At 73.5% G+C, this 13,283-nt stretch carries 11 protein-coding genes; 4 read left to right on the top strand and 7 right to left on the bottom strand.

What is annotated here, in order from left to right:
- Nucleotides 1-37: 37 nt before the first annotated feature.
- Together ACQPYE_RS40520 and ACQPYE_RS40515 are read right to left on the bottom strand one after the other, a co-directional pair.
- Nucleotides 38-643: a hypothetical protein gene (locus ACQPYE_RS40520; protein ID WP_498718405.1), complete on the bottom strand. Its 606-nt coding sequence runs from the start codon at nt 641-643 to the stop codon at nt 38-40.
- 163 nt (nt 644-806) lie between these two features.
- A complete protein-coding gene (locus ACQPYE_RS40515; RefSeq protein ID WP_498718404.1) occupies nt 807-1,559 on the bottom strand; it encodes a TetR/AcrR family transcriptional regulator in 753 nt (250 codons plus the stop codon).
- Between the two features lie 122 nt (nt 1,560-1,681).
- Here ACQPYE_RS40515 and ACQPYE_RS40510 point away from each other — a divergent pair, with 122 nt between their 5' ends.
- Complete coding sequence (locus ACQPYE_RS40510; protein WP_498718403.1) at nt 1,682-3,799, top strand: MMPL family transporter; 2,118 nt, start codon at nt 1,682-1,684, stop codon at nt 3,797-3,799.
- Here the strand turns inward: ACQPYE_RS40510 and ACQPYE_RS40505 are convergent.
- Together ACQPYE_RS40505 and ACQPYE_RS40500 are read right to left on the bottom strand one after the other, a co-directional pair.
- Nucleotides 3,796-4,809: a YncE family protein gene (locus tag ACQPYE_RS40505; RefSeq protein WP_498718402.1), complete on the bottom strand. Its 1,014-nt coding sequence runs from the start codon at nt 4,807-4,809 to the stop codon at nt 3,796-3,798. The two genes, ACQPYE_RS40510 and ACQPYE_RS40505, sit on opposite strands and share 4 nt — an antisense overlap.
- Before the next feature lie 267 nt (nt 4,810-5,076).
- Entirely contained in the window at nt 5,077-7,227 is a 2,151-nt protein-coding gene (locus ACQPYE_RS40500; RefSeq protein WP_498718401.1) for a DUF2339 domain-containing protein, read from the bottom strand.
- Between the two features lie 96 nt (nt 7,228-7,323).
- Between ACQPYE_RS40500 and ACQPYE_RS40495 the strand changes: the two genes are divergently transcribed.
- Together ACQPYE_RS40495 and ptsP are read left to right on the top strand one after the other, a co-directional pair.
- Nucleotides 7,324-8,187 carry a ribokinase gene (locus tag ACQPYE_RS40495; RefSeq protein WP_498718400.1) on the top strand — a complete coding sequence of 288 codons (864 nt, stop codon included), beginning with the start codon at nt 7,324-7,326 and terminating at the stop codon, nt 8,185-8,187.
- Between the two features lie 97 nt (nt 8,188-8,284).
- Nucleotides 8,285-9,916 carry a phosphoenolpyruvate--protein phosphotransferase gene (ptsP, locus tag ACQPYE_RS40490; protein WP_498718399.1) on the top strand — a complete coding sequence of 544 codons (1,632 nt, stop codon included), beginning with the start codon at nt 8,285-8,287 and terminating at the stop codon, nt 9,914-9,916.
- A gap of 31 nt (nt 9,917-9,947) precedes the next feature.
- Here ptsP and ACQPYE_RS40485 read toward each other — a convergent pair whose 3' ends face one another.
- Nucleotides 9,948-10,817, bottom strand: coding sequence for a LysR family transcriptional regulator (locus tag ACQPYE_RS40485; protein WP_498718398.1), 870 nt, complete (start codon nt 10,815-10,817; stop codon nt 9,948-9,950).
- Between the two features lie 54 nt (nt 10,818-10,871).
- Here ACQPYE_RS40485 and ACQPYE_RS40480 point away from each other — a divergent pair, with 54 nt between their 5' ends.
- Entirely contained in the window at nt 10,872-11,057 is a 186-nt protein-coding gene (locus ACQPYE_RS40480; protein ID WP_498718397.1) for a hypothetical protein, read from the top strand.
- 1 nt (nt 11,058) lies between these two features.
- On the opposite strand, the gene ACQPYE_RS40475 is transcribed toward ACQPYE_RS40480, so the two are convergent.
- On the bottom strand, nt 11,059-12,237 hold the full coding sequence (locus tag ACQPYE_RS40475) for a glycine C-acetyltransferase (RefSeq protein WP_498718396.1): 1,179 nt from the start codon (nt 12,235-12,237) through the stop codon (nt 11,059-11,061).
- Nucleotides 12,237-13,271 (bottom strand): L-threonine 3-dehydrogenase, encoded by a 1,035-nt coding sequence (tdh, locus tag ACQPYE_RS40470; protein WP_498718395.1) that lies wholly within the window; start codon nt 13,269-13,271, stop codon nt 12,237-12,239. The genes ACQPYE_RS40475 and tdh overlap by 1 nt, the downstream gene beginning before the upstream one ends.
- Nucleotides 13,272-13,283: the final 12 nt, after the last annotated feature.

The raw sequence follows: 13,283 nt of genomic DNA, 5'->3' as shown, positions 1-13,283 counted from the left end.
GACGGTCACGGACGGCGGGGTTCACGGACAGCGGGGTTCACGGACGGGGCAACTGGGCGGCCACTTCGGTCATCGCGTCGAGCAGGTCCGGCTCGACGTGCCCGGTCGCCGGTTCGGACTCGGCGATGGTGATCGTGGTGTCCTTGATCTCCGACCAGTAGTGCGCGGCGGTGAAGTGGACGTCCGGCAGGCCGACCACGCCGCCGCCCAGCGGTGTCACGTCGCCGGAGCCCGCGACGTCGATGACCCGGTCGAACTGCCTGGCCTGGTTGCGGCCCGGGAACGTCACCCACACCACCGACACCAGGGCCGCGTTGCCCGCCTGGTCGCCGACGGCGAGCAGGAGGCGGTCCAGCGACGTGCACGGCGTGGCGGCGAAGAAGTCGCGCACCTGGCCGAACGAGTTCTCCAGGCAGTCGAGCTCCTGCTTGACCGCCTGCTTGCTGATCCCGACCCCGAGGTGGCCCATCGCGCCCTCGGCGTCACCACCGCGCGCCGCGCGCTTGGCGTCCCACTTGCGGACGCCGATGCTCTCCACCGGAGCCGCCGCTCCGCCACCACCGCTCGCGCCCGAGTTCAGCGCCGCGCCACCGGCGCCGCCCGCGCCCGCGAGGACGACGAGCACCGCGGCCACTAACGCCACGCCGCCGGATCCCTTGTCGGAACTCTTCCGTGCCACCATCCCCCCGCCCCGAGACGTTCGCGCCGTGTGGCCACCACATGCAACCCCGCCCGGGTGCCCCCGGTTGCGCCGAGAACGCGAAAAGCCCTCGAACGGACCAGCAGGTATGCCCGGAAGTCGCAGCTCACGGACGCGTCAGGTGACGAAAACCCATCTCGCCCAGGATCTGCGCCAGCATCGAGTCGAACAGGGGCTCGGGATTGGACACCGCGAACGGGAAGCGGCCGAAGACCTCAAGGGCCACGTGACCGTAGATCCGCACCCACGACTGCGTGACGTGGTAGACCGCGCGCAGCGGCAGCACGCTCTCGTCCACTTCGACGCCGTGGTCGGCCACGGTGTCCAGCAACACCCGCTGGAACGCCGCCAGGTCGGCGCGCAGGTTCTCCGGCACGTCGTCGCCGAGGTCGTCCGGCAGCGGGTGGCTCGCGATCAACCGGCCCGCGACCTCCAGGAACACCCGGCCGAACTGGTCGCCGACCTGGCCGCGGTCCTCGCCCGGGGCGCACGGGCCGAGGGCGTCCTCGGTGGAGGCGAACACCAGCGTGAACTCCTGCGGGTGCGCGAGCGCCCAGCGCCGGAAGCCCCGGCACACCGCGTAGACCTGCGCGCTGACGTCGTCGGCGTCGAGGCCGCCGAGGTCGGCGTCGAGCTCCGCGGCCAGGTCCGTGCAGATGTCCTCGGCGAGCCGGCGGAGCAGGTCCTCGCGCGAGTCGTAGTACCGGTACAGCGCCGGCGCGGTGATGCCGACCTCACGTGCGATGGCACGCAGGGTGACGGCGTCCCGGCCGTGTTCCACCAGTAGGGCACGAGCCTGTCGCCGAATGTCACGCTCTGTCTCAGCGCGTAGCCGCTCACGACGAGTGGCCTCGGTCATATGTCACCCAATCCGGTTGTAAGCATTGTTCACCCGGGTATAACTTCGGGGCAGGTGAGTGAACAGTGTTTACGTAGTTGACGCCATTCACCCAACGGTAACCCATCTGCCTGGGAGGACGCGTGTTCGCGAAGTGGGGATCGCTGGCGTACCGCCGCAGGTGGGTGGTGTTGATCGCGACGGTGGCCCTCGCGGTGGTCGGCGGCATCTGGGGCCTCGGCGTGTTCGACCGGCTCAGCCAGGGCGGCTACGAAGCGCCGACGAGCGAGGCGGCGCGGGCCAACCAGGTGGCGCAGGACGCGTTCGGCCGACAGGGCGGTGACGTGCTGGTGGTCTACGACACCACCGACCCCGCCGAGCTCAGGCAGGTCGCCGACGAGCTGGCCGACCTCCCCGCCGACGCCGTGCTGAAGGTGCAGCCGCCGTTCCCGTCGCCGGAGAGCGGCAAGTCGCTCGTCGTGATCACGCTGGCCTCGGGTGACAACAACACCCAGCTCAAGCAGTACGGGCAGATCGCCGACCAGCTCCAGGTCGACGGGCTGACCGCGCAGGTGGGCGGCCTGGTGCCGACCCAGAAGGCGATCAACGACATGTCCGCCTCCGACCTCACCAAGGCCGAGGCCGTCTCGCTGCCGATCGTGCTGATCCTGTTGATCGTCATCTTCGGCGGCCTGGTCGCCGCGTCGCTCCCGGTGCTGGTGGGCGGCCTCGCGATCATGGGCTCGCTCGGCGTGCTGCACGCCGTGTCGCTGGTCGCCGACGTGAACTCGTTCGCGGTCAACGTGGCCAGCCTGCTCGGCCTGGGCATGGCGATCGACTACGGCCTGTTCATGGTCGGCCGGTTCCGGGAGGAGCTGGCCGCGGGCCGCAGCACGCCGGACGCCGTGCGCCGCACGGTCATGTCGGCGGGCCGCACCGTGCTGTTCTCCGCGACGCTGCTGGTGATCGCGCTCGCCGGGCTCCTGCTGTTCCCGCAGGGCTTCCTGAAGTCCCTGAGCTACGGCGGCATGTCCGCGGTGGCGATCGCGGCGGTCGTGTCGCTCACCCTGCTACCCGCGCTGCTGGCCGTCCTCGGCCACCGCGTGGACAAGCTCGCCATGCCGTGGCGCAAGAACAAGACGTCGTCCGAGGGCGGCTGGCGCCGGCTGGCCGGCCGGGTGATGAAGCGACCGGTGCTGTTCGCGCTGCCGATCGTGCTGGTGCTGCTCGCGCTCGGCTCGCCGTTCCTCGGCGTGAAGTTCGGCGAGGTCACCGAGAAGGTGCTGCCCGAGGGCAACCCGGCGCGCGTCGCCGCCGAGACGGTCAACGACGACTTCGCCGCGCTGTCCAACGCCGGCTTCAAGATCGTGATCACCGGTGACCCGGCACCCGACGAGGTGCGGCGGTTCATCGGCGACGTCGGCGCGGTGCCCGGTGTGGGCGAGGCGCAGATCGCGGCGGAGCCCGTCGACGGCGTGTGGCTGCTCAACGCCGGGCTGGACCAGGACGCGCTGAGCGACGAGTCCAAGCAGGCGCTGCGGGACGTGCGCGCGCTGTCCGGGCCCGGTGACGAGGTGCTCGTCGGCGGCAGCACGGCGATGGTGACCGACAGCCTCGACGCCATCGGCGAGAAGCTGCCGCTGATGGTCCTGCTGCTGGTGGGCGCGACGTTCGTGCTGATGTTCCTGGCGTTCGGGTCCGTGCTGCTGCCGATCAAGGCCGTGGTGATGAGCGCGCTGAGCCTGTCCGCCACGTTCGGCGTGCTGGTGTGGGTGTTCCAGGACGGGCACGGCGCGTCGCTGCTCGGCGTCACGCCCGCGCCGCTGGAGTCCGGCATCGTGGTGCTGATGGCGGCCGTGGTCTTCGGGCTGTCCACGGACTACGAGGTGTTCCTGCTGTCCCGGATGGTCGAGGCGCGCGGTCGCGGCGCGTCGACCGAGGAGGCGGTGACCGCCGGTCTGGCCAAGACCGGTCGGGTGATCACCGCGGCGGCGCTGCTGCTGATCGTGGTGACGGGCGCGTTCGCGTTCTCGCAGATCACGATGATGCGGTTCGTCGGCGTCGGCATGATCCTGGCGCTCGCGCTGGACGCCACCGTGGTGCGGATGCTGCTCGTGCCCGCCGTGATGAAGATGCTCGGCGACGCCGCGTGGTGGGCGCCGGGGCCGTTGCGGCGGATCCAGGAGCGGATGGCGATCCACGAGGACGCGCCGGCGGAGGACGAGGATGTGCCGCGGCACGTCCAGTCGGTGTCCTCTTAGGAGGCGTCGACCGGTTCGAACGCGATGGCCGTGGCCGCGTTGCCGCGGCCGTCGTCGTCCAACCCGCTGAGCTGGAACGTGGACAGCACCCGGTTGTCGGCGCTGTCCAGCACGGTCGCGGTGTTGCCGCTGGAGAGGAACACGCGGCGGTCGCCGGGTGCGATGGCCAGCGCCTTCGCCTTGAGCCGCAACGCCTTCGCGGTGCGGGTCGTGGTGTCGACCACGACCACGCGGCGGTCCAGCGCGACGTAGACGCGGCGGCCGTCCGGGGTGACCGCGATGCTGCCCGCGCCCTTGCCGACCGGCATCGACCAGCGCACCGCGTCGGTGTCCGGGTCGATCGCGGACACCGTGCCGGAGCCCTCGCCGAGGTCGAGCGAGCTGACGTAGACCGCGTCGCCGTCCGGGCTGACCGCGACGTGCTGCGGCATGCCCTCGACGTCGATGGTGGTCAGCGGGCTCGCGCTCGCGGTGTCGAGCACGCTCACCGTGCCGTCCTGCGCGTTGGCCACGTACAGCCGGCGGCCGTCCGGCGTGACCGCGATGCCCTCCGGCTGCCCGCCCGTCCTGATCGCCGCGACCAGCCGGAACCTCACCGGGTCCACCACCGCGACCGCGCCGCCGCCGGTGACGTAGAGGCGTCCGCCGTCCGGGCGCAGCACCGCCTGCGCCAGCCGCGCGGGGATGTCGATGCGGCCGACGACCTCGCCCGCCACCGGGTCGACCGCCGTGATCACGCCGGCCCAGCCGTTGACCACGTACACCCGGCGGCCACCGGAGCCGACCGCCGCGCCCGTCGTCCACGCGTTGGTGTCGGCCGTGGCCACCACCCGGCCGTCGGTGGTGTCGAGCACCTGCACCCGGCCGTCGTGCGTGACCACGTACGCCTCGGGCGCGGGCGTGCCGGCGGCGGTGACGACGTAGGACCCCTCCTGGCCGGCGGCGGAGAGCGCGGCGGCGAGGAGGACGGCTGCGGTGCCCAGGGCTGCGGTGCCTCGTCGTCCCCACATGGCTGGATGGGAACACCACCGCGCGGTCCGGTTCCACTCCAGTCCTACGGACGGGTGTCCTTTCGTGCCGGACCGGGTGATCGGGTCCGGCTGCCGCCCGCGGCGGCGGGGCGGGCGGCAACGGCGGTGCGCCCGGCGCCGGTCGCTCGGGGGGCGAAACGACCGACGCCGGACCCCTGCCGGTGCCGGAGCACCGGTGGTCGTACCCCGACGACGTAGACCTCTACACCAGGTTGACGCAGTCCGGGCCGTTTTGGATCCCGAGAGCTACGAATCAGCCGAAATTCGCCGAGTTGCCACCAGCTTGGCGTAACGGGTGCCCGCCGTCAGGAGGACGAGGCCGGCGCCGATGAACGCGAGCACCCGGGCGATGCCGTCCAACGCGGCCATGTCGAACAGCAGCAGCTTCGCCACCGCCGCGCCGACCAGCACCAATCCGGCCACCCGCAGGGACTTCCGGTCGATGCCGCGCACCAGCAGCACCAGCGCGGCGACCGTCCACGACACCGTCACGATCGAGTGACCGAAGAGGAATCCGGTCACGTCCTGCGACACCAGCAGCGCGCCGCACAACACGACACCGGCCGCCGCGTACAGCAGCACGACACCCGCGACGACCCACGGGAACGGGTGCCTGCCCAGGATGCCCAGTCCCGACGCGACCCACGGCAGCACGACCGCGAGCACGCCGAGGACCAGCGCGGTCAGCATGCCGGACACCAGGAAGCCCGAGGTGTCCGCGCGCCACGGCCCGTCGAGCAGCAGTCGCGGCGGCACGGCGTGCGCCACCGCGAGCAGGAAGCCGGTGGCGCCGAACACGAGCGACCCGAGCAGCGGACCGCGCGACGCGAGCACCTTGGCCAGGAACGCCAGCGCCAGCGCCTCGGCCAGCACCACGGCGGCACGCGTGCCGCCGTCCAGGGCGATGGCCGTGGCCTGGAACAACGCGAACACGCCGACCGCGCCGACCGCCGCGGTGAAGTTCTTCGGCAACGAACGCCGACCGACCGCCCACAGCGCGAGCATCAGCACCGCGACCGCGCCGGCGACACCCGCGCCGAGCGTGCGGTCGAGGACGGCGGTGGTGAGCAGGGCCGGCATCGGCGAGCCGACGGCGAGGGCGAGCGCGGTGACGTCGCCGGGTCGCACCTTGATCGTGAGCACCGCGGCGGCCACGCCGATCACGGCGGCCAGCAAGGAGATCCCGGCCAGGACGTGCTCGTCGGCGCGACCGATCACCAGGACCGACGCGAGCAGCGGCGGCACGCCCGCGGTGACCGCGAGCCACGGCCAGTCGCGCTTGAGGTGCACCGGACCGGCCGCGATCTTCAGGACCAGCAGGAACGCCACGAGCAGCGGCGTGAACCCCTGGGTGAGGACGGGGGCGCACAGGGCGCAGGCCGCGACCACGCCGATGGCGAGGGCGGCCGAGTCCCAGCGCAGCGCGAGCAGCAGCCCGCCGCCCGCGACGAGCAGGCCCGCGGCCAGCCCGCCGCCTCCGGGCAGGTACTCGTAGATCGAGGTGGCGGCGATGACGTCCAGGTAGAGCACCGCGATGCCGGTGGCGGCGAGGGCGAACGCGCCGGTGCGGCCGGCCGGGGTGCGGTGCAGCCACAGGCCGAGGCCGACCAGCACACCGCCGAGCGCGGCGCCGCCGAGGACGCGGGGCAGGGGACCGAGGTAACCGCGCTGCACGGCCAGGACCAGGAGGAGGACGACACCGAGCAACGTGACCGCGCCGCCGACCCAGGCGAGGAACTTGCTGCCGGCGCCGTCCTTGCCGAGGCGGTCGAAGAGGGTGGGTCCGGGTGGCGGTGGCGGGGTGGGCGGCCAGTGGGTGGCGGGGCGGCCCCAGCCCGGCGCGCCCTGCGGCGGGTTCTGCGGTGGCGCGTAACCGGGTTGTGGCGCGGTGTAGGCCGCCGGGCCGTTCGGGTAGGTCGGCCGGGGTGCCGCTCGGTGGACCGGCGCGGTCGGGCCGGCCGGCCGAGCCGGGGCCTGCGCGCTCTGGGCCGCTGCGGCGACGGGCTGGGTGACGGCGGGCTGACCAGCAGTGGGCCGGGTGGTGGCGGGCTGACCAGAGGGGGGCTGACCAGCGGTGGTGGGCTGGGCGGCGGCGGAGTGACCAGCGGTGGGTTGAGCGGCCTCGGCCGGCCGGCCGGTGGCGGGCTGGGCGGCGAGGGGCCGGGCAGCCTCGGTCGGCGGCGCGGCAGGTTCGCGCACGGGCGCGGGTGGGCTGCTCACGGGCGCGCCGGCCGCCGGTTCGGCCCCCGTGCCGGTGGCGGGCGGCGCGGACGACGTCGCCACCGCCTGGGTGCTGCCGACCAGGTGCAGTTCCCGACCCACCGCCTCCAAGCGGCGGCCCAGGTGCCCCAGTTCGTCCGCCAGCCGCGTCAGCGGATCCTGCCCGGTACCGGTCATGTGACCAGGGTCGCCCGAAATGGAGGTATCCGGAATCCGTACCACTACTCAACCCGGTACCGAACCGGTCACGCCGGGACCTGGCACAGTCTCACCGTGACTGTTCTCGTGCTCGGTTCGGCCAACGCGGACCTCGTCGTCTCGGTGCCACGCCGACCCGTCGGCGGTGAGACGGTGCTCGGCGGCGACACCGTCGTCCTGCCCGGCGGGAAGGGCGCGAACACCGCCGTGGCCGCGGCCCGGCTGGGCGCCCCGGTGGCGCTGGTCGGCGCGGTGGGCGGGGACCAGTACGGCGAGCTGCTGCTGGAGTCGTTGTCGTCGTCGGGTGTGCGGACCGATCTCGTGCGCACGTCGTCCCGGCCCACGGGCCTGGCCTACATCACCGTGACGCCGGACGGCGAGAACTCGATCGTCGTCGCCCCCGGCGCGAACTCCGACCTGGGCGTGTCCGATGTGGACGCGGTGACCTGGGACGACGTGTCGGTGCTGGTGTGCTCGCTGGAGGTGCCGGTGCCGACGGTGTCGCACGCGGTGCGGGCGGCGGCGTCCCGCGGCGTCCGGCCGGTGCTGAACCTGTCGCCGGTGGTCGAGGTGCCGGCGGAGACGCTGGCCCTGCTGGACCCGCTGATCGTGAACGAGCACGAGGCCGCGTCGCTGGCGACGTCGTTCGAAGGGCTGTTGGCGCTGGGCCCGAAGTCCGCCGTGGTCACGCTGGGCGCACGCGGCGCGGCGGTCGTCACGCCGTCCGGTGTGGTCGAGGTGGGCGCGCCCGAGGTGTCCGTCGTGGACACGACGGGCGCCGGTGACGCGTTCGCGGGCGCGCTGGCGTTCGCCCTGTCGTCCGGCTCGTCGCTGCCGGAGGCCGCCGGGTTCGCCGCCCGCGTCGCCGCCCTGTCGGTGACGTCGGCCGGCGCCCAACCGTCCTACCCGACCCTGGACGAGGTGCGGAGGACCAGGTGAAACCCGGCACCGTGGCAGCTGCCGGGGTGGCGCGTCGTGGCCGGGTGGCGTTGGCTCGTCCTTCACGTCCCGTCGACCTGGGAGTATGGTCTAGACCATGTCGAGTGCACGGCTGAGTGGTGTCGGGGTGAGTTCCGGGCGGGCTTCGGGGCCGGTGGTCCGGGTCGCCGAGCCCCTGGGTGAACCGCCGGCCGGACCCCCGCCGACGGATCCGGTGGCCGAAGCGGCGCGGATCAAGCCCGCGGCGGACGTCGTCGTGGCCCGGTTGCGCGACCGCGCCGCCGTCGCGAGCGGCGACGCGAAGGACGTGCTGGAGACGACCGCGGCGATGGCGGCCGACCCCGCGTTGCTGTCGCAGGCCGAGCAGCTGGTGACGTCCGACGCCCTGCCCGCCGCGCGGGCCGTGCACCAGGCCGCCGGCGGGTTCATCTCGGCGCTCGAAGCGGCGGGCGGGTACATGGCCGAACGGGCCCGCGACGTCCGCGACGTCCGCGACCGGCTGGTCGCCGAACTGCTCGGCGTGGCCGCGCCCGGTGTGCCGTCGCTGTCCTCCCCGTCCGTGCTGGTGGCCCGCGACCTGGCGCCCGCCGACACCGCCGACCTCGACCCGGCCAAGGTGCTGGCGCTGGTCACCGAGGAGGGCGGACCCACCTCGCACACCGCGATCCTGGCCCGGTCGCTCGGCATCCCGGCCGTGGTCGCGTGCCGCGGCGTGCTGGACCTCGACGCGTCCGCCCTGCTCGTGGACGGCGACACCGGCGTGGTGCAGGCGTCCGACGGCGCGGTCCGCGCGGCGCACGTCGCGGGACGGGCGGAGTGGAACGGCGTCGGCGCGCTGCGCGACGGCCACCGGGTGAAGGTGCTCGGCAACGTCGGCTCGCCGGCGGACGCGGTCGCCGCGGCGGCGGGCGGCGCGGAGGGCGTCGGCCTGTTCCGGACCGAGTTCTGCTTCCTGTCCGCCGCGACCGAGCCGTCCGTGGCCGAGCAGCGCGAGGCGTACGCGGCGGTGCTCGCGCCGTTCGCGGGCAAGCCCGTGGTGGTCCGCACGCTGGACGCGGGCGCGGACAAGCCGCTGCCGTTCCTGGCGCCCGAGCCGGAGCCGAACCCGGCGCTGGGCGTGCGCGGCCTGCGGGTCGCCTTCGACCGCCCCGACGTGCTGGAACGCCAACTAGAGGCGATCGCCCTCGCCGCCGCCGACACGGGGGCCGAGGTGTCGGTGATGGCGCCGATGGTCGCCACCGCCGCCGAGGCCGCGTGGTTCGCGGAACGGGCGCGCGCGGCCGGCCTCCGGCGCGTCGGCGTGATGATCGAGGTCCCGGCGGCGGCCCTGAGCGCCCACGAGGTGCTGGCCGTGGTCGACTTCGTCTCCATCGGCACCAACGACCTGGCCCAGTACGTGTTCGCGGCGGACCGGCAGGTCGGCGCGGTGGCCGCGCTCAACGACCCGTGGCAGCCCGCCCTGCTCCGGCTGGTCAAGCTGGTCGGCGACGCGGGCACGGCCGCGGGCAAGCCGGTGGGCGTCTGCGGCGAGGCCGCCGCCGACCCGCTGCTGGCGTGCGTGCTGACCGGGCTGGGCGTGACGAGCCTGTCGATGAACCACACCGCGCTGGCGGGCGTCGGCGCGAAGCTCGGTTCGACCAGCTTCGACCTGTGCCAGCTGGCGGCCCGCGGCGCGGTGGCCGCCGCCGACCCGGCCTCGGCGAAGCTCGCCGCCCGCGCCCCGCACTGAACGGCCGCCGCGCGGACGGCGAGGTGAGGGGTCACCCCACGGCGGTCAGCAGGGCGTCCCGCACCAGTTCGACCAACGGGTGGTCCTCGCTGCCCGCGCGCACCGCCGCCACCACCCGCCGCAACGGGGCCGTGCCGCGGACGGGCACGCCGCGCACCGCGTTGCGCGGCACCAGGGCCACCCCCGCGCCCGCCCGCACCAACGCGCCGATGGCCCGAAAGTCGTCGGACGTGTGCGTGATCCGCGGCGCGAAACCGGCGTGCTCGCACGCCAGCTGCACGACGTCCCGCACCGGGTTGCCGGGCAGCGTCACGACCCAGTCATCGTCCGCGAGGTCGGTCAGGTCGACCTCCGCCCGACCGGCCAGCGGGTGCGCCGGCGGCAGCACCACGTCGAACGGCTCGGTGTAGAGCGGGAACCGGGTCAGCCGCCGGTCGTCGGTGCGCAGCCGGTACTCCTCGGTGATCGCCAGGTCGATCTCGCCGTCGAGCAGCAGCGGCACGCTGGCGTGCCCCTCCACGTCGCGCACCCGCAGCGTCACGTCCGGCGCGGACACCCGCAGCGCGGCCAGCGCGGGCGCGACGACCTGCGTGATCGCCGACGCGAAGCTGCCGATCTCGACCCGCCCGGTCGTGCCGGACGTGAACGCCGCCAGCGTCGCCTGCGCCCGTTCCAGCTCGGCGGCCACCGCGTTCGCGTGCCGGACCAGCAGCTCCCCGGCGGCGGTCATCGACACCCGCCGGCCACGCCGCCGCAGCAGCTCGTGCCCCACCTCGGACTCCAGCGCGGCCAGCTGCTGCGACACCGCGGACGGCGTGAGGTGCAGGGCCTGCGCCGCCGCCGTCACGGTGCCGTGGTCGGCGAGCGCGCGCAGCACCCGCAGCCGTCGTGGGTCGATCACCCGGTCCCACCCGTCACGAGGTGCGGACCGGGTGCGGGTGCGGTACCAAGTGGCATGCGCTCCAACCGCACGCCGAGCCTGGTCGTCGCGGGACTCGGCCTGCTCGTCCTGGTCGTGTTCGGCTTCATCGTGCCCAGTGTCCGGGCGGGCGGGTTCGAGGTGAACGGCACCGCGGTGCTGCTCTCCCTCGTCGTGCCCGCGATCCTGCTCGTGTTCCTGGGCATCTGGGGCAAGCGCTAGCTCACATCCGCCCGCGCGCCGCCACGAACGCGTCCACCGCCCGGTTCACGTCGTCGGTCGAGTGGGCCGCCGACAGCTGGGTCCGGATCCGCGCCTTGCCGTGCGGCACGACGGGGTACGAGAAGCCGATCACGTAGATGCCCTGCTCCAGCAGCAGGTCGGCCATCCGGGACGCCCGCGCCGCGTCGCCGATCATCACCGGGATGATCGGGTGCTCGCCCGGCAGCAGGTCGAAGCCGGCCTCGGTCATCCGCGACCGGAACAGCGCGGTGTTCTCGCGGAGCCTGGTCAGCAGCTCGCCGGAGGAGCTGAGCAGGTCCAGCGCGGCGATGGCGGCGGCGGTGATCGACGGGGCCAGCGAGTTGGAGAACAGGTACGGCCGCGACCGCTGCCGCAGCATCTCCACGATCTCCGCCCGCCCGGAGGTGTAGCCACCGGACGCGCCGCCCAACGCCTTGCCGAGCGTGCCGGTGACGACGTCCACCCGGTCCTGCACGCCGAACAGCTCGGGCGTGCCGCGACCGTTGGGCCCGGTGAAGCCGACCGCGTGCGAGTCGTCCACCATCACCAGCGCGTCGTACCGATCGGCCAGGTCGCAGATCTCGTCCAGCGGCGCGAGGTAGCCGTCCATGGAGAACACGCCGTCGGTCGCGATCAGCCGGTAGCGGGCGTCGGCGGAGTCCTTGAGCTGCCGCTCCAGGTCGTCCATGTCGCGGTTGCGGTACCGGTGGCGCCGGGCCTTCGACAGCCGCACGCCGTCGATGATCGACGCGTGGTTCAGCTCGTCGGAGATGATCGCGTCGTCCGCGCCGAGCAAGGTCTCGAACAGGCCGCCGTTGGCGTCGAAGCACGAGCTGTAGAGGATCGTGTCCTCGGTGCCGAGGAACTCCGAGAGCCGCCGCTCCAGCTCCTTGTGCGGTTCCTGGGTGCCGCAGATGAACCGCACCGACGCCATGCCGAAGCCCCACCGGTCCAACGCCTCGTGCGCGGCCTCGACCAGCCTCGGGTGGTCGGCCAGGCCCAGGTAGTTGTTGGCGCAGAAGTTCAGCACCTCGGCGCCGGAGCCGACCCGGACGGCGGCGCTCTGCGGCGTGCCGATCACCCGTTCCGCCTTGTAGAGCCCGGCCGCGCGGATCTCGTCCAGCCCGGTCCGCAGGTCCTCGCGCATCGCGCCGTACATCAGTGAGCTCCCGTCCAGTCGAGGATGACCTTGCCGCACTTGCCCCCGCGCGCCGTCGCGAACGCCTCGTCGAACGCCGTGTAGTCGAACCGGTGCGTGATCACCGGCGTCAGGTCGAGGCCGCGTTGCAGCAGCACGGACATCGAGTACCAGGTCTCGAACATCTCCCGGCCGTAGATGCCCTTGATGTGGAGCATCTTCAGCACGACGCTGCTCCAGTCGACCGCGAAGTCCTCGGCGGGCAGGCCGAGAACGGCCACCCGGCCGCCGTGCGCCATGTTGCCGATCATCTCCTGGAGCGCGACCGGCTTGCCGGACATCTCCATGCCGACGTCGAAGCCCTCGGACATGCCCAGCTCGGCCTGCGCGTCGGCGATCGTGCGCCCGGTGACGTTCAGGGCGAGGTCGACGCCCACCGCGCGGGCCAGGTCGAGCCGGTGCTCGCTGACGTCGGTGATGACGACGTTGCGCGCGCCCGCGTGCTTGGCCACGGCCGCCGCCATGATCCCGATCGGGCCGGCGCCGGTGATCAGCACGTCCTCGCCGATGACCGGGAACGACAGCGCGGTGTGCACGGCGTTGCCGAAGGGGTCGAAGATCGCCGCCACGTCCAGGTCGACGGGCGCGCGGTGCACCCAGGCGTTCTGCTCGGGCAGCACCACGTACTGCGCGAACGCGCCGTCGCTGTGCACGCCGAGGCCGCGGGTGTTGGCGCACAGGTGCCGGCGGCCCGCCTTGCAGTTGCGGCACGTGCCGCAGACCAGGTGGCCCTCGCCGCTGACCAGGTCGCCCACCCGTACCCCGGTCACCGAGGCGCCCTTCTCGACCACCTCGCCGACGAACTCGTGCCCGAGCACGAGCGGCGCGTGGATGTTGTGCGCGGCCCACTCGTCCCACGAGTCGATGTGCAGGTCCGTGCCGCAGATGCCGGTGCGCAGGACCCGGACCACCACGTCACCCGCGCCGGGGGTGGGGTCCGGGACGTCGGTCAGCGACAAGCCGGGCCCGGCGGTCGCCTTGACCAGTGCCTTCATGCGGGCGAGTGT

This window comes from Actinosynnema sp. CA-299493, assembly GCF_050946825.1.
GTDB lineage: Bacteria > Actinomycetota > Actinomycetes > Mycobacteriales > Pseudonocardiaceae > Actinosynnema.
This window is presented reverse-complemented; position numbering and strand designations above follow the sequence as displayed.